Source organism: Chitinophaga polysaccharea, assembly GCF_007829335.1.
GTDB lineage: Bacteria > Bacteroidota > Bacteroidia > Chitinophagales > Chitinophagaceae > Chitinophaga > Chitinophaga polysaccharea_B.
The window spans coordinates 394344-409146 of sequence record NZ_VIWO01000006.1 but is presented as its reverse complement, the minus strand read 5'-3'; the positions used below and the strand labels follow the sequence as shown (position 1 = coordinate 409146).

Genomic DNA, 14803 nt, shown 5'->3' with positions numbered 1-14803 from the left:
CAAATAGCTGGGAAAAAAACAAAATTAAGAAAGCATAAAGCATAAGGTGTAAAGCAAAAAGCTATTGTAGCGAATGGTCAAAGCGAATATTGTATCATATTTCGCCCTTCTCATTCGCTACAATAGCTTTTTGCTATATGCTGTAAGCGTTATGCTTATTACAGGTGCATTTGTTTGATAACTTCATCGGCAAACTCGCTGGTTTTAACCAGGGTAGCATCGTCCATCAGGTTGTAGAAGTCGATGGTTACGCGTTTGCGCATGATAGCGGTGCTGAGGCCGTGTACAATGGTTTCTGCTGCTTCTTTCCAGCCCATGTATTCCAGCATCATTACACCGCTCAGGATCACGGAGGATGGGTTCATGGTGTTGGTGTTGGCAAAGCGGGGTGCAGTACCGTGTGTAGCTTCAAATACGGCGTAGCCGGTGTTGTAGTTGATATTGGCGCCCGGAGCGATACCGATACCACCTACCGCTGCAGCCAGCGCATCAGAGATATAGTCGCCATTCAGGTTCAGGGTAGCTACCACAGAGTAGTCTTGCGGCGCCAGCAGGATCTGCTGGAGGAAGTTATCTGCAATAACGTCTTTAATCAACAGTTTACCTTTTGCCATGGCCACTTTCAGCTCTTTGTTGGCTTCTTCCTCACCGAGATCTTTCTTGGTTTTTTCCCAATGTTCCCAGGTATACACTTTATCGCCGAATTCTCTTTCTGCCAGTGCATAACCCCAGTTTTTGAAACCGCCTTCGGTGAATTTCATGATGTTGCCCTTGTGAACGAGGGTCACAGAAGGACGTTTGTGTTCCAGTGCATAGATAATAGCCGCCCTTACCAGCCTGTCTGTACCTTCAATAGATACCGGTTTGATACCGAGAGAAGATGTTTCCGGGAACCTGATTTTTTTAACGCCCATTTCATTTTGCAGGAAATCGAGCAGTTTTTTTGCTTCAGGCGTACCTGTCATGTATTCTATGCCGGCATAGATGTCTTCGGTGTTTTCACGGAAGATCACCATGTCAACTTTCTCCGGGTGTTTAACCGGAGAGGGTACTTTGTTGAACCAACGTACTGGCCTTACACAGGCGTACAGATCCAGTTCCTGGCGCATAGCCACGTTCAGGGAACGGATCCCACCACCTACCGGAGTAGAAAGTGGACCTTTAATAGACACGAGGTATTCTTTCAGCGCGTCTAATGTTGCCTTTGGCAGCCATTCTCCTGTTTGCTGGAAGGCTTTTTCACCTGCCAGTACTTCTTTCCATTCAATTTTCCGATCACCACCATAGGCTTTTTCCACAGCTGCGTCGAATACACGAACACTGGCTTTCCAGATGTCGGGACCTATTCCGTCGCCTTCTATAAATGGGATGATGGGATTTGCAGGGACCTGTAACAGGCCATTGTTCATCGATATTTTTTCTGCCGGCATAAAACGGTTTCTTTATGCGTTACGTAATTGTTGTAATCGGGTGCAAAGGTAACGCTTTTCCACTTAAAGCCCGGTCAAGTTTCTATCGTCATCGGGCAAATTTTCCACCGGTATATAACTTTTTGCTTATGTTAGTATTAATGTTATTTTGCTGCACATTTTTTTGCAACAACAAAATCGCAGACACCCGCATGACTCCCATCACATATCTCGCCCTGGGCGATAGTTATACTATTGGTGAACAAGTTGCCTACCCGGAATGTTTTCCTGTACAAGCCGCCGCCCTGCTTCGCGAAAAAGGATACCAGGTGGACAAACCTGTAATTATTGCTACTACCGGCTGGACTACCGATGAACTGTTGGCCGGTATTGCGGCAGCACATATTACGCATACTTATGATATAGTAACATTGCTCATAGGGGTGAATAATCAATACCGTGGCCGTTCTGTAGAAGAGTACCGGCAGGAGTTTGCCGCCCTGCTACAACAGGCTATCGCCTTTGCAGGTAATCGCCCGGCTCATGTGGTGGTGCTGTCTATTCCCGATTGGGGCGTTACGCCCTTTGCGGCCAATCGCGACCGGGAGCAGATCGCAAAGGAGATAGACGCTTACAACGCCGTGAATAAAGCCATTGCCGTGGAGCAGCAGGTACAATACGTAGATATTACCCCGTTCACCCGGGAGGCATCAAAGGACCTTTCCCTGGTGGCCACAGATGGCCTGCATCCATCAGGAAAAGATTACCATCGCTGGGCCCTCGCCCTGGCACCACGGCTGGAACAGGCTTTGCGGTAAATACGGACGTACGCTACATTCATCATAGTAAACCTAAACCAATGGAAAGCCATATCGTAAAAATTCTCGCTGTTACCCCTGTAACACATAACGTCCGCAGGTTTACTGTGGAAAAGCCCCATGGATATAACTATGTACCTGGCCAGGCTACGGAAGTATCCGTGAATAAGCCCGGATGGGAGGAAGAAAGACGCCCTTTCACTTTTACCAGCCTCACTTCCTGGGAAAACCTGGAGTTTACCATTAAAATATATGATGACCACAACAGCGTTACCCACGAGCTGGGCCAGCTCAAAGCCGGCGATGAACTGATTCTGCACGATGTATGGGGAACCATTCACTACAAAGGAGAAGGCGTTTTTATAGCCGGAGGCGCCGGTGTAACGCCTTTCATCGCCATTTTACGCGATTTACAGCACAAGGGACAGCTGGGACATAATCAGCTCATTTTCTCCAATAAAACCCGGGAAGACATTATCCTGAAAGATGAATTTGAACACATGCTGGGCAACCGGTTTATCAATACCCTTACCGCCGATAATGCACCTGGATACGACCACCGGACCATCGACGAAGCTTATCTGAGGGAGAAAGTCAGTGATTTCAACCAGCATTTCTACATCTGCGGCCCCGATCCCATGGTACAGCAACTAAAGGCCATCCTGGTAAAATTAGCCGGTGATGAGGCGCTGGTAACAGTGGAGATCTAGTTTCACCGGTATCTCCCCAGCAGGGGAAGTCAGACCTGGCATTTTCACCGGTAATTTCCTGCCGTTTACCGGTAGCGGTGCTTTATTAGCCTAAACGCTGTTTTAAAAGCGGGAGGGCCGTTCTACATTTGTATCATAAACATTAAACAAATGAAAAACGAAGATATCGAAGCATCAAGAAGGAAAAGCCGCGGCATGGGTGGCGTTATTTTGATCATTGTGGGTGTATGCCTGCTGTTACAACGCTTGAACCTGAACTTGCCGTACTGGTTGTTTTCCTGGCAAACTATCCTGATGGTTGTTGGTATTGCTATTGGCGTTAGCCATAATTTCAGAGGGATAGGATGGTTTATCATGATATTGGTAGGCGGTATTTTCCTCGCAGGAGATATTTTTGACTGGCCCTATAGCAGCGCAGAGTTTATCTGGCCAGTGGTGCTGATTGCAGTGGGGGTGTCGGTCATCGCAAAACGGAGCTATTCTACTAAACAATGGAAAGATAAAAAAGCAAATTTTGCTACCGATTTTGCCAGTAACCTGGGTGAAGTATCCGCCAGCGGCGCTGATAGTGACGATGTTTTGAACGCTACTGCTATTTTCGGTAGTGTGGATAAAGTGGTGATGTCTAAAAACTTCAAAGGAGGAGACGTAACTTCCATCTTTGGCGGCACTGTACTCAACTTCATGAAAGCCGATATACAAGGAACCGCTGTACTGGATGTTACCGCCATATTTGGTGGCTGTGAAATTATCGTGCCTTCCAACTGGAAATTGAAAGTAGATGTAACCAGTATAATGGGCGGTGTAGACGATAAACGCTATCCTGAATTGCTAACCAATAACGGTCCTGAAAAAATGCTGATCCTGAAAGGCTCCTGCATTTTCGGGGGACTTGAAATCAAGAGCTACTCCTGATCATTACCAGGCCCTGGCTTCCTATTATTAAACTCTATCTCATTCCAACTTTAAAATCTTTTCTTATGCATTGGTTTGTTGCGAAAGTAGTATATCAGATTATTTGCGGTGAGGGGAATCATACCCCGCAATTCGATGAACAATTAAGATTAATCAGCGCTGTTACCAAGAAAGATGCATGTGACAAAGCCCGTGAAATTGGTATGCAGGAACAATATGCATTTAAAAATCAACAGCAGGAGCTGGTACAATGGAAATTCATTAATGTACCGGAAGTGTATACACTGGATCAGTTAACAGATGGTATGGAATTGTATTCCCGTATTGAAGAGCCGGGGGACCCTAATTCCTATATCGCCTGGTTGCAGATGAAATCTGCACAACTGCAGGGCCAGCAATATTTTGAGCTTAACGTATAAAACCGCGCTATTGGCAAAACAAATCATGAAAGGCAAGGCATGGTGGATGTTTATCATGTCTTTCGGCGTATGGCTGTTATTATATGGAGGATTACTCTACTTCTGGTTTGATATTCCTCTATGGCAGGCAGTTACCGATAGCTCTGTGCACGTGATATTACTGGGAGCTGCCGGGATCATTATCAGCCAGAACGTGGCTTATTACCGGCCAACCGTGCAGAGCATGAAGTTTGGATATGTAAATGTGGTAAGTTTTTCACTGTCGGTATTATGGGTATGTTTAAGCAGATGGATACTTAAATCAGTGTTTGTGGCAGATACGGTTTACCTGCACTGGCTTAACAACGCTATCCCCATTCATGGATTGGTGGGTTGGATGATCATTACCGGTATTGGGTTGAGAAGCCAGATGTGGTACGATGCAGAAGACGCGCAGGAAATGTTGCAACGGAAAGAGGCCAACGAAAAAATAGTGAGGGAGGCGGAGTTGTTTAAGCTGCGCCAGCAATTGCAACCACACTTCCTGTTTAATAGTCTCAACTCTATCAATGCATTGATTATGCTTCGCCCGAAAGAAGCCCGGGAAATGGTACTGAAGCTTTCTGATTTTTTACGGGGCTCCATCAAGCGGGAAGATGAGGAATGGATTACTTTAGCGGAAGAGCTGAACTATCTGCAATTGTATCTCGATATTGAGAAGGTTCGTTTTGGGCACCGCTTAAGCACTGAGGTTGTTTCCGATGAAAATACAGAGAAGATGCGGATGCCACCCATGTTGTTGCAACCAGTAGTGGAAAACGCCATTAAGTATGGACTGTATGATACAACCGGCGAAATTACCATCAGCATACGATCATGGATAGCCGACAATATGCTGTATATATCCATACAAAACCCATTTGATAACGAATTACAACAGCCCAATAAAGGCACCGGATTTGGCCTGAATTCCATACGGCGAAGGCTTTACCTGTTGTTTGCACGACAGGATCTGCTGGAAACAACCGCCGTTGAACACATTTTTACGACAATCATTAAAGTACCACAAACCCATGATAAAAGCAGTAATAATTGATGATGAACCATTGGCCCGTGAAGTAGTAAAGGAATACCTGTTGAACTTTCCGCAAATACAGGTAGTACAGGAATGCAATGATGGATTTGAAGGGTTGAAAGCAATACAGCAACAGCAACCGGATATTATTTTTCTTGATATACAAATGCCTAAAATTACTGGTTTTGAGATGCTGGAACTAGTAGAAAATATGCCGGCAGTTATCTTTACCACGGCCTTTGAAGAGCATGCTATCAGGGCTTTTGAGGTACATGCGGTAGATTACCTGCTGAAACCGTTTTCCAGTGAACGTTTTGATAAAGCCGTTCAGAAATGGCTGGATCAATATCAGTCAATGCCTGCCAGCACAGCTGCTTTACTGGAAACGGCCGCGGCTAACCCGGTACAAAGTAACCGTGTGGTGATCAAAATCAATGGTAAAATCAAGATTATCCCCGTACAGGATATTCACTATATCGAAGCAGCTGATGACTATGTGAAAATTTTCACCCAGGAAGGAAGTTTTCTGAAAAACAAGACCATGTCTTTTTTTGAGAAGATGCTGGACCCGCAACAGTTTACGCGGGTACACCGGTCCTATATTCTGAATGTAAACCAGGTAACCCGTATTGATCCGTATGAGAAGGAAAACCACCTGGCTATCCTGCGCAGCGGGGCGAAAGTGTTGGTGAGTAAAACAGGGTATCCTCGTCTGAAATCTGCATTGGGACTGTAAAAAATATTCATCCTTTATATAAAAGAGGCAGCCATCCGGCTATCAGCAACGCTGATAAATGGATGGCTGCCCCGTTTTTTATGGCTGCTTTTGATCGTTGCTCAATCCAGCGAACAGTCGCTCCAGCTTTTCTTTTTTTAAAATCTTCTGTACCTGTGTACCGCTGGCAATGAGCCGGCCACTTACAGTAGCGGTGTAGGTGCAGGAAATTTCATGCTGTTGTATATAACCAACAGTAGCCGTAAACAGCACCTCGCTGCCTATTAAGGCAGGCGCCGTATGATCGATAGTGAGTTGTATCCCGATGCCTTCCTCCGTATCGTCTTTCATGTCGAGTACAAACAGGCGGCAGCACCATTCTGCATCGCGGGCCAGTGCGAAGGTGGCATAAACGGGATGTACATTTCCGCTGTCGAAGGCGGCACAGTCTTCCTGCCGTACAATGCGGCGGAATTCTTTACGGTCGCCGGGTTGAAAATGTTGCTGCATGTAAAAAATATTATCACTGTACTACCAGCACTGGTATTTTTACGTGGTGTCTTACCTGGTTGGCGGTTTCGCCGTATAGCCAGTCTTTGAAACCGCGGTGTCCATGTCCGCCCAGCACAAGGAAATCGGCGTTTTCTTCGTGTACGATGCGGGCAATTTCGCGGGGGCGCCGGCGGAAACCGAGTACACCTTTGGCGTTGATATCGCGGCTTTTTAACAAGGCCAGGTAAGTGTCGAGCTGGGCCTGATCCCTGCGTGTTTCCAGATCATCTGAATCTTTTCCGAAGTATTTGGCGGAAGCGCTTTCTACAATATGGATGAGGATATACTGCGTATGTTCGTTGCCGTGAGCAATAGCATTAGTGATGATCTCCCGGTCTTTAGCCGTGAAATCCAGTGCCATGGCGATGCGGTGGTAAACGGGTTTTTCCATTTCTCCCAGTGATACCTGGGTGGTATGTATACCGGCGGCGGCATCTTCGCGGTAGCGTTTACGCAGGGGATAAAGAATGGTAATGAGCAACATTACCACAAAGCCGGCGCAGCCGGCAATAATGAGTCCGTCTACAAACATATTTCCGGTACCAGACATATACCCGATGGCTTCTGTGAATACCATCCGCATGTTAAGGTACACCAATAAAATGGTGACTGCCCAACTGATAATTTTTGTGGGCAGGGAGATGGTAAAATTGCCCATTGTTTTCCGGTCGCTCACAAAGTGTATCAGCGGGATGATTGCAAAGCCCAGTTGCAGGCTGAGTAATACCTGACTGAATACCAGCAGGGCGCCTACTTCGTCATCGCCGGCAATGAGTATTACCAGCAATGCCGGGATAATAGCCAGCAGCCGGGTGATGAGCCTGCGTAGCCAGGGATTGATACGCAGGCGAAGGTAGCCTTCCATCACAATTTGCCCCGCCAGGGTACCGGTTACGGTAGAACTCTGCCCGGCGGCAATTAATGCCACGGCAAAGAGAATGGGGGCCAGTTTGCTGCCCAGCAGCTGATCCAGCAGTTTATGGGCATCCTGTATTTCGGCAACGTCGGTGCGACCGCTTTTAAAGAACACGGCGGCAGCCAGGATGAGGATAGCGGCGTTGACCAGGAAGGCCAGGTTCAGGGCGATGGTGCTGTCGAGAAAGTTCATCTTAATGGCCTGCCTGATGCCGGCATCATCCCGCTTAATCTTCCTGGTTTGTACCAGGGCAGAATGGAGATAGAGGTTATGCGGCATCACGGTGGCGCCAATAATACCGATGGCAATATATAAGGCCGTATTGTCGGGAATAGAAGGAACGAATCCTTTGGCTACTTCGCCCATTTCCGGCTTTACCAATATAAGTTCTACCAGGAAGGAGGTGCCCACAATGGCTACCAGTGAAATAATAAATCCCTCCATTTTACGGATACCATAGCGTTGTAATATCAAGAGCAGGAAGGTATCCAGCACCGTTAAGCTCACGCCCCAGATGAGGGGAAGCCCGGTGAGTAGCTGGATACCAATCGCCATTCCCAGTACTTCGGCAAGGTCGGTGGCGGCAATGGCAATTTCTGCCAGTATGTAAAGGATGAAATTTACCACGGGGGGATAGGTTTCCCGGTTGGCCTGGGCCAGATCGCGTCCGCGCACAATACCGAGGCGGGCACTCAGGCTTTGCAGCAGGAGCGCCATCAGGTTGCTCATCAGCAGTACCCAGAGCAACTTGTATCCGTATTGGCTGCCGCCGGCCAGGTCGGTAGCCCAGTTGCCCGGGTCCATATAGCCTACACTGACCAGGTAGGCGGGGCCAAAGAAGGCAAAGATTTTCTTCCACTTGGATTTTCCGCTGGTTTCTACGCTCTGATGTACCTCACTTAACGATGTGGCTGAATGTATATGTTCCATGCTCATAGTAGATAATAATTCGGTCTGCACGAAGGATTATACGGGTCTTACCATAATGTTTTTGGCTACCAGTTCACTAATCGTGATGGCCGGATGTTGTTTCAGTTTTATTTCAATAGAGTTATCGTATTCATAGTGGGCAATTACCTCTAATTGAGTGCCCAGTTTAATGTTTTTGGCATTCAGGAAGGCCAGCAGGGCGGTTGATTGATCGGTAACGGCGGTCACCACCAGGCGTCGGGCATTGGCCTGGTCCAGCGAAGTTTGCGGGCGTGGCTTAGCCATTTTACCTTGGGCGTCGGGTATGGGGTCGCCATGTGGATCTATAACCGGGTTGCCGAGATAGTCGCTGAGGCGACTGATTAATTTTTCGCTGCGCACATGCTCCAGCTCTTCTGCCAGCTCATGTATCTCTTCCCAGCTGAAAGCCAGCTTGTCTACCAGGAAGCATTCCCACAGGCGATGGCGCCTGATAATTTGCAGGGCCATCGTTCTGCCTTCGGATGTGAGGGTGATGCCTTTATATTTTTCGTAGTCAATCAGTTTTTTTTCTTTCAACTTTTTAGCCATGTCTGTTACCGATGCTGGCTTAGTTTCCAGTTCGTAGGCCAGCGCGTTGGTTGTCACCACTGCGTCGCCTTCCTGTAGCTTGTAAATGGATTTTACGTAGTTTTCCTCCGCGATCGATAAATTCATGTGGTCTAAAATATTATTTAGACAAATCTAAATAATAAATCCGAACTTTTATCTATCCGGTATGTTTTTTGATTTTTAGCGCGCACATATAAAAATTATATCTAACTTTTCGTCCAGAACTAACTTTTCGAATGAAGCGTATCCTTTTATTATTACTGGCCATTGGCGTATTGGCAGCCTGCAAATCCAAGAAGAAAACAGGCAGGGGTGATGAACCAATGACATTTGAAGATTTTCAGACACTATTTACACCTGGTACGCTGCCCTACAAGCTTACTCCTGACACGTTGCAGCTGAAGCTGGCCGACTCGCTGGCATTAGACACCGCCGCCATGCACTTTTTACCAGATACCCTGGGTAAGGGCGATTTTGGCAAACGTGAGCAGGTGGATTATTTCCCACTGCAACGGATTCCCGGTAGCGTAGTAAACTATATGGCAGTAAGAGGGGATGGCCGCTCCCAATCTGTAGGTTATCTCTGCTTCTTCGACAAAAAAGGTAAATATCTGAGCCGTATACGTGTAGCCAGTACCGGTAGCGCAGACGGTACCACTGCTTCCCTGTTGATAGATAACAAGAATGTAATTAAGATCAGCAGTGAGAAAAAACTGGATGGTAACCGCAGCGCGTTAAAAGAAGATTTTTACATGGTAGATGCAAAAGGTACTACTACACTGATTATGACTAATTCCAACGGACCAGCCAACGCCGGACAAATATTCAATCCCATAGATACGCTGCCCCGGAAGCAGAAATTTTCCGGTGATTATACGGCTGGCGATATGAGCATTGTATCTATCCGGGATGGCGAGGATAACAAGACATTCCAGTTCTTTATTACCTTCTCCAAAGATAATGGCGCCTGCAAAGGGGAAATCAGTGGTAAAGGCCATTACCTGGCTGGTAACCGCGGTGAATACAAAGACAAAGAATCTTCCTGTGGGATTGCCTTCCAGTTTTCTGCCGGCAGGGTAAATATCCGGGAGATTGGCGGTTGTGGTGCCTATAGGGGAATTAAATGTTTCTTTGAAGGAGGATTTGTGAAGAAAGCAGAAAAGAAGAAAAAGAAATAAAATATCATTGATAAAGTAGGCAGCCGCTCCGTATATCAGGGGCGGCTGTTTTATTTACAGGGGAAAAGTTAAGGTAAACGCGCTACCACGATCTATAGCTGCATCTACAGTAACCTGTATGTGATAATACCGGGCAATGGTGCTAACGATGGATAGTCCCAGGCCGTATCCTTCCTCCGTATCACGGGGCGCCTTCCGGAAGCGATCAAAAATAACAGGAATATCCCTGGGATCGATACCTACCCCGGTATCGGCGATCGTTAAGCGGTAAGCGCCTGGTAGCAGCTCATCGGTAACCCGGATACTGCCTCCCGTTTTATTGTATTTGATAGCATTGTTGAGCAGGTTATAAATCAGCTGAAAAACCAGGTCATGATTGAGATGGGGCAGTGTTACATCCGGTGTCAGCTGTGAAGAAAAGTGCAGATTTTTTTCATCTAACCGGTGTTCCAATTCTTCCATCACTTCTGCTACCAGTGTGGAAGGCACTATTGTATCATTTTTCGGGAACTGATCGTTTTCAATGCGTGAAATGAGCAGGAGCGCGCGAACAATTTTTTTCAGCCGGTTAAGTGTTTTCATCATGCCCAGGATTCTCTTTTGCTGCTCTTCGTCAGTTGCGGTATCCACGAGCATATTCTCCATTTTGCTTTGGAGGATGCTGATGGGTGTCATTAGTTCATGAGAGGCATTGGAGGTAAACTCTTTTTCTTTTTCGAAAGCCGCATTGATCCGGGTCATAAGTTCCACCAGCGATTCATCGAGATACCGGAAATCGGTGGTACTGGTTTTTATAGGCGGCGCCTGTGTTTTGAAGGGGAAGCGCCGGTTGAGCAGCCGGGTACTGATAATTTTCCCTAATGGATGCAGCAGTAGCCGGGTAAAGATGAGATCAATCACGATGGTGATGATGATCAGTCCCCCGAGTACGTATAGCGCCACCCGTTGTAAGGGTTTATTATATTGGCTGATAGTGGCGGTTTTTTTACCTATTTCCAGCAGGAAGGTACGCTGGCTGGCCTGTAGCTGGTGACTAAGTACACGATAGGTGAGGGTATCGCCTTCCACTAAACGCCGTACCGTGGCAATGGTATCATGGAGTGATAGTGACGTAGCGGGTTCCAGGGAGATATATTCTTCTTTCAGCATGGTATAGCTACCATAGTTTTCCTCTCCCTGCAGGTAGGCATCGATGCCATTTTTCTGTATTACCTGTAGTACTTTTTTCTTTTGTTCCCGGAGATAAAAATCGTTGTATTTATAAGCGATGTCTTCCACCAGCAGGGGGAGTATAAGAATGAAGAGCCCTGCCACGGCCATTTTAGACAGTGTGATAAACAGTGTAAGCTTGGTAAAAAGTTTCACGCTAGATTTTTATTTTATATCCTACGTGGCGGATGGTTTGCAACCATTCTACCGATCCATAGGCCGACAATTTTCTCCTGATATTTTTGATATGTACGTCAATGTAGTTAGAATCATAATCTTCATCTGCCAGGTTGCCCCAGATATGTTCGCTGAGTTGCATGCGGGTGAGCGGCCTGTTTTTGTGCAGCAGCATATAACTCAGCAGGTCAAATTCCTTGCGGGAAAGTGCTATTTCTATCTGTTCGAAATATACATTTCTTTTTTGCAGATCCAGGTTAAAATCGCCGAGTGGCAGCAGGGCTTCCTGCAGGCCAAATCTCCTCCTGGCAATGGCCTGCATCCTCGACTGGAGTTCCAGCAGGGAAAAGGGTTTGGGGAGATAGTCATCTGCGCCCAGGTCGAGTCCTTTGATACGGTCTTCCAGTTGCCCGCGGGCGGTGAGAATAATATAAGCTGCTTCCGGGCATAGTTTGCGTGCATTTTGCAATAGCTGAAGGCCATCCATGTCCGGAAGTCCCAGGTCGAGCAATACGAAGTCGTACTGGTTGTCTTCCAGTTTTATGATCGCCTGCGCGGCGTTGGCTGCCAGCTCGCAGCGGTAGGCCTTCTTCAGGAAGGCCTCCATTTCGGTCGCCATCGACCTTTCATCTTCTATGATCAGTACATTCATTTAAAACTGGTAATAAAAGCTGCAATTCACAAAAGAATGGGTTTCCCCGGCGCCGCTCAGGGCTTTATCACTGAGCACCGACAATTGGTAGGCGGCTTCAATCATATAGTGAGCGCGGTTATAGGCCAGCGGTACATGCAGGTTATACGAAAGTACATCGAAGCTGGTAGCTTCTTTATTTACCGTTTGGCTACCGGCTGGTACGCCCGGCAGGAAGGGCAGGGGCAGTCCCAGGTCTTTGAACTGCAGATAGCGTTGTGTTACATACGATTCATAGAAATGCTGGGTACCTGCTACTACATCAACAGACGGTGTAAGCGTAATCAGGTCTTTTTTGGAAAAGCTTCCCAATTGGATAAGTTTTTCGGTGGTGGCGGTAACAAATACGTCTTGTTGTTTGCCAAAGGCGTAGTCGCCGCTGATACCGGTAGTCATCCAGTATTTATATTTCAGCGAGGCGGTGGCGTTATCCGGGTTGGCCGCCTGCAGGAAGGCAGAATTAGATGGGTAAAAGGTATGGCTATACGCAATATCGGCGGTTAATTTTTTGCCTATGGGAAAAGAGAAGCCGGCAGTGGCGCTGGTAGCGGATACGGCGTGACTGGAATCTTTTAGCAGGCGGTAAGCAGTGCTGCTGAGGTAAATGCCGCAGGGGAACTGCACTACACCGCTGGCGGCTACGTATGGCATGGGTGAAGCGGCGGTTTGCCCGTAATAACTGGCATTATTGGCGTAAAGGGCGCCCAGGGTAAACGTCGTTTTCTTTTTTTCAACCTGTGTGGTGCTATCAGTGCGGGCAATACTGTCGGTTTGTGCCATTACAGACTGGTAGCATAACCCTGTCAGCAAGGTTAATATGATTGCATATCTCATAATTCGTTTTTTAGTGTCCCGTCAGATCAGCTTTTTGATGACGATTTTTGGTTTTATGATCTTAATTGGTTGGACAGGCAATGGAGAAGGAAGGGCCATCGGTTTTACCATGCGCCTTGTTTTAGGTACTTCTTTAATAACAGGTAATGAGGATGGATCCACTGGTTTTTCAGCAGGCTTATCTGCCGGGTGATTGGTAAGCGGTACGCTGTCGGCCACCGGTAATAAGTAATGGGTAGAAAGTGCTGTTACGGACATGGCTTTATCACGTCCATAGCCTTTGGAGGGCTGGAGTAATGCTATTGCGAACAACAACACGGAAGCAGATGTCAGCATTTTTACCATCACAGAAAGAGAACAGAATTTTGTTGAGATATCCCAACAAAATTCTGTTTTTATTTTGGAATTACAAGATGTGAAGGCCGGCATTTCCTACAACGCTGGTATTCACCTTAATGGGAGCAGGGTGTACTTTCACGCTTTGTGAAGCTGCTGCACCGGTTTGGATGATATGGTTAGTAGCTTTGACTGAATTGGTGGTAGTGGCTTTTACCGCAGCGTGGGATTGCACAGCGGCCTGTTGTCCTGCCTGCACGGTAGTATTGGCAACTGAGGTAACGATGCCATGCGCCTGTACAGCTGTTTGCTGGCCGGCCTGCACGGTATTATTCACGGTAGCGGCGATGTTGTTTTGTGCCTGCACGGCCCCCTGCTGACCTGCACTCACGCTATTGGCGATGGTGTTGCCAGTATTGATGGTACCTGCAGTGCTATGAGAAGCATTTACTGTTCCCCCGCTATGCGGAGTAGATACGGTGGCGCTGGTATTGTTGTTGGAGGAGGTGGTTACCTTGCTCTGCTGTGGAGCTGCGGTAACATTTGCGTTGGTGCTGGCATTAGTGCTTACATTGGCTTGTTGCGCAAAGGCGGCACCGGACAAAAGCATAGTGGCGATCATTAATGTGGTAGATTTCATGACAAAGATTTTTCGGTTGCTCAATAATTATATCAGGAACAAAGCTAGAGGCCGAAGATGAAGCGAAAATGAAAAACAGGAAATTTTCGAAAAAAATGCACATTATTGATGCTCCATATATATAAATGAAAAAAAGTAGTGGATGATTTATAAAATTGAAATGTAAATTTGCTTCCAGGGAAATATGCTGTGGGAGATGGTTTGAGGAGAATGTGCTTATTTTTTGCGGGCCTGCTTTCCTGCTTTTTTCAAAAAATATTTGGTAGAATAAAATTAGTTTATACCTTTGCAATCCCATCAAACAAAAGGAATGATGGTTACCAACAAAAAGGGAGCTTAGCTCAGCTGGTTCAGAGCATCTGCCTTACAAGCAGAGGGTCACTGGTTCGAATCCAGTAGCTCCCACTTCAATTTTTTGACATATTTACTAAAGATCTTTAGCGGGAGCTTAGCTCAGCTGGTTCAGAGCATCTGCCTTACAAGCAGAGGGTCACTGGTTCGAATCCAGTAGCTCCCACTACCATCAACATTCCGTCTTAAAGATCTTTCGGGAGCTTAGCTCAGCTGGTTCAGAGCATCTGCCTTACAAGCAGAGGGTCACTGGTTCGAATCCAGTAGCTCCCACACTACACACAAATTAAAAAGGTCCTGCAGTTTTTTGCAGGACCTTTTTAATTTGCGCACTATCATAGGTATCAGATAAGAGAGG

Annotated in this window: 16 protein-coding genes and 3 tRNA genes; 10 read left to right on the top strand and 9 right to left on the bottom strand. The window is 46.8% G+C overall.

Annotated features, from left to right (window positions below):
• Positions 1 to 158: 158 nt before the first annotated feature.
• Positions 159 to 1430 (bottom strand): NADP-dependent isocitrate dehydrogenase, encoded by a 1272-nt coding sequence (gene icd / locus FHW36_RS21075; RefSeq protein WP_145671557.1) that lies wholly within the window; start codon positions 1428 to 1430, stop codon positions 159 to 161.
• A 191-nt stretch (positions 1431 to 1621) separates the two neighbouring features.
• Here icd and FHW36_RS21070 point away from each other — a divergent pair, with 191 nt between their 5' ends.
• The 6 genes from FHW36_RS21070 to FHW36_RS21045 all read left to right on the top strand — a co-directional run bounded on the left by FHW36_RS21070 (position 1622) and on the right by FHW36_RS21045 (position 6061).
• Positions 1622 to 2227: an SGNH/GDSL hydrolase family protein gene (locus tag FHW36_RS21070; RefSeq protein WP_246121205.1), complete on the top strand. Its 606-nt coding sequence runs from the start codon at positions 1622 to 1624 to the stop codon at positions 2225 to 2227.
• Between the two features lie 41 nt (positions 2228 to 2268).
• Positions 2269 to 2937: an FAD-binding oxidoreductase gene (locus FHW36_RS21065; protein WP_145671555.1), complete on the top strand. Its 669-nt coding sequence runs from the start codon at positions 2269 to 2271 to the stop codon at positions 2935 to 2937.
• 150 nt (positions 2938 to 3087) lie between these two features.
• Positions 3088 to 3852: a LiaF transmembrane domain-containing protein gene (locus FHW36_RS21060; RefSeq protein ID WP_145671554.1), complete on the top strand. Its 765-nt coding sequence runs from the start codon at positions 3088 to 3090 to the stop codon at positions 3850 to 3852.
• A 65-nt stretch (positions 3853 to 3917) separates the two neighbouring features.
• Positions 3918 to 4271 (top strand): DUF4288 domain-containing protein, encoded by a 354-nt coding sequence (locus FHW36_RS21055; protein ID WP_079469030.1) that lies wholly within the window; start codon positions 3918 to 3920, stop codon positions 4269 to 4271.
• Positions 4272 to 4281: 10 nt separating this feature from the next.
• Entirely contained in the window at positions 4282 to 5346 is a 1065-nt protein-coding gene (locus FHW36_RS21050) for a sensor histidine kinase (RefSeq protein ID WP_222429138.1), read from the top strand.
• A complete protein-coding gene (locus FHW36_RS21045; protein WP_145671553.1) occupies positions 5324 to 6061 on the top strand; it encodes a LytR/AlgR family response regulator transcription factor in 738 nt (245 codons plus the stop codon). The genes FHW36_RS21050 and FHW36_RS21045 overlap by 23 nt, the downstream gene beginning before the upstream one ends.
• Positions 6062 to 6139: 78 nt before the next feature.
• On the opposite strand, the gene FHW36_RS21040 is transcribed toward FHW36_RS21045, so the two are convergent.
• From FHW36_RS21040 to FHW36_RS21030, 3 genes are read right to left on the bottom strand one after another with little or no spacing between them, the layout of a single operon-like run.
• Positions 6140 to 6550 (bottom strand): thioesterase family protein, encoded by a 411-nt coding sequence (locus tag FHW36_RS21040; protein WP_145671552.1) that lies wholly within the window; start codon positions 6548 to 6550, stop codon positions 6140 to 6142.
• A 13-nt stretch (positions 6551 to 6563) separates the two neighbouring features.
• Positions 6564 to 8438, bottom strand: a complete 1875-nt coding sequence (locus FHW36_RS21035) for an Nramp family divalent metal transporter (protein WP_145671551.1) — start codon at positions 8436 to 8438, stop codon at positions 6564 to 6566.
• Between the two features lie 36 nt (positions 8439 to 8474).
• Positions 8475 to 9134 carry a metal-dependent transcriptional regulator gene (locus FHW36_RS21030; protein WP_145671550.1) on the bottom strand — a complete coding sequence of 220 codons (660 nt, stop codon included), beginning with the start codon at positions 9132 to 9134 and terminating at the stop codon, positions 8475 to 8477.
• Between the two features lie 131 nt (positions 9135 to 9265).
• On the opposite strand from FHW36_RS21030, the gene FHW36_RS21025 reads away from it, so the two are divergent.
• Positions 9266 to 10207 carry a hypothetical protein gene (locus tag FHW36_RS21025; protein WP_145671549.1) on the top strand — a complete coding sequence of 314 codons (942 nt, stop codon included), beginning with the start codon at positions 9266 to 9268 and terminating at the stop codon, positions 10205 to 10207.
• Between the two features lie 54 nt (positions 10208 to 10261).
• Here FHW36_RS21025 and FHW36_RS21020 read toward each other — a convergent pair whose 3' ends face one another.
• From FHW36_RS21020 to FHW36_RS21000, 5 genes are read right to left on the bottom strand one after another with little or no spacing between them, the layout of a single operon-like run.
• Positions 10262 to 11572 carry a sensor histidine kinase gene (locus tag FHW36_RS21020; RefSeq protein WP_145671548.1) on the bottom strand — a complete coding sequence of 437 codons (1311 nt, stop codon included), beginning with the start codon at positions 11570 to 11572 and terminating at the stop codon, positions 10262 to 10264.
• 1 nt (position 11573) lies between these two features.
• On the bottom strand, positions 11574 to 12245 hold the full coding sequence (locus FHW36_RS21015) for a response regulator transcription factor (protein ID WP_145671547.1): 672 nt from the start codon (positions 12243 to 12245) through the stop codon (positions 11574 to 11576).
• The gene (locus FHW36_RS21010; RefSeq protein WP_145671546.1) at positions 12246 to 13118 is read right to left on the bottom strand and encodes a hypothetical protein; all 873 of its coding nucleotides are present in this window, start codon (positions 13116 to 13118) and stop codon (positions 12246 to 12248) included.
• Between the two features lie 21 nt (positions 13119 to 13139).
• Positions 13140 to 13466 carry a hypothetical protein gene (locus FHW36_RS21005; protein WP_145671545.1) on the bottom strand — a complete coding sequence of 109 codons (327 nt, stop codon included), beginning with the start codon at positions 13464 to 13466 and terminating at the stop codon, positions 13140 to 13142.
• A gap of 58 nt (positions 13467 to 13524) precedes the next feature.
• Positions 13525 to 14094, bottom strand: coding sequence for a hypothetical protein (locus FHW36_RS21000; protein WP_145671544.1), 570 nt, complete (start codon positions 14092 to 14094; stop codon positions 13525 to 13527).
• A gap of 330 nt (positions 14095 to 14424) precedes the next feature.
• Here FHW36_RS21000 and FHW36_RS20995 point away from each other — a divergent pair.
• The 3 genes from FHW36_RS20995 to FHW36_RS20985 all read left to right on the top strand — a co-directional run bounded on the left by FHW36_RS20995 (position 14425) and on the right by FHW36_RS20985 (position 14718).
• Positions 14425 to 14499: transfer RNA gene (locus FHW36_RS20995), tRNA-Val, on the top strand.
• A gap of 37 nt (positions 14500 to 14536) precedes the next feature.
• A tRNA-Val gene (locus FHW36_RS20990) sits at positions 14537 to 14611 on the top strand.
• A 32-nt stretch (positions 14612 to 14643) separates the two neighbouring features.
• Positions 14644 to 14718: transfer RNA gene (locus tag FHW36_RS20985), tRNA-Val, on the top strand.
• Positions 14719 to 14803: the final 85 nt, after the last annotated feature.

Excerpts from the sequence above, each read along its gene's own strand:
- icd (WP_145671557.1), bottom strand. The coding sequence starts at position 1,430 with ATGCCGGCAGAAAAAATATCGATGAACAATGGCCTGTTACAGGTCCCT.
- FHW36_RS21070 (WP_246121205.1), top strand. The coding sequence starts at position 1,622 with ATGACTCCCATCACATATCTCGCCCTGGGCGATAGTTATACTATTGGT.
- FHW36_RS21065 (WP_145671555.1), top strand. The coding sequence starts at position 2,269 with ATGGAAAGCCATATCGTAAAAATTCTCGCTGTTACCCCTGTAACACAT.
- FHW36_RS21060 (WP_145671554.1), top strand. The coding sequence starts at position 3,088 with ATGAAAAACGAAGATATCGAAGCATCAAGAAGGAAAAGCCGCGGCATG.
- FHW36_RS21055 (WP_079469030.1), top strand. The coding sequence starts at position 3,918 with ATGCATTGGTTTGTTGCGAAAGTAGTATATCAGATTATTTGCGGTGAG.
- FHW36_RS21045 (WP_145671553.1), top strand. The coding sequence starts at position 5,324 with ATGATAAAAGCAGTAATAATTGATGATGAACCATTGGCCCGTGAAGTA.
- FHW36_RS21040 (WP_145671552.1), bottom strand. The coding sequence starts at position 6,550 with ATGCAGCAACATTTTCAACCCGGCGACCGTAAAGAATTCCGCCGCATT.
- FHW36_RS21035 (WP_145671551.1), bottom strand. The coding sequence starts at position 8,438 with ATGGAACATATACATTCAGCCACATCGTTAAGTGAGGTACATCAGAGC.
- FHW36_RS21030 (WP_145671550.1), bottom strand. The coding sequence starts at position 9,134 with ATGAATTTATCGATCGCGGAGGAAAACTACGTAAAATCCATTTACAAG.
- FHW36_RS21025 (WP_145671549.1), top strand. The coding sequence starts at position 9,266 with ATGAAGCGTATCCTTTTATTATTACTGGCCATTGGCGTATTGGCAGCC.
- FHW36_RS21015 (WP_145671547.1), bottom strand. The coding sequence starts at position 12,245 with ATGAATGTACTGATCATAGAAGATGAAAGGTCGATGGCGACCGAAATG.
- FHW36_RS21010 (WP_145671546.1), bottom strand. The coding sequence starts at position 13,118 with ATGAGATATGCAATCATATTAACCTTGCTGACAGGGTTATGCTACCAG.
- FHW36_RS21000 (WP_145671544.1), bottom strand. The coding sequence starts at position 14,094 with ATGAAATCTACCACATTAATGATCGCCACTATGCTTTTGTCCGGTGCC.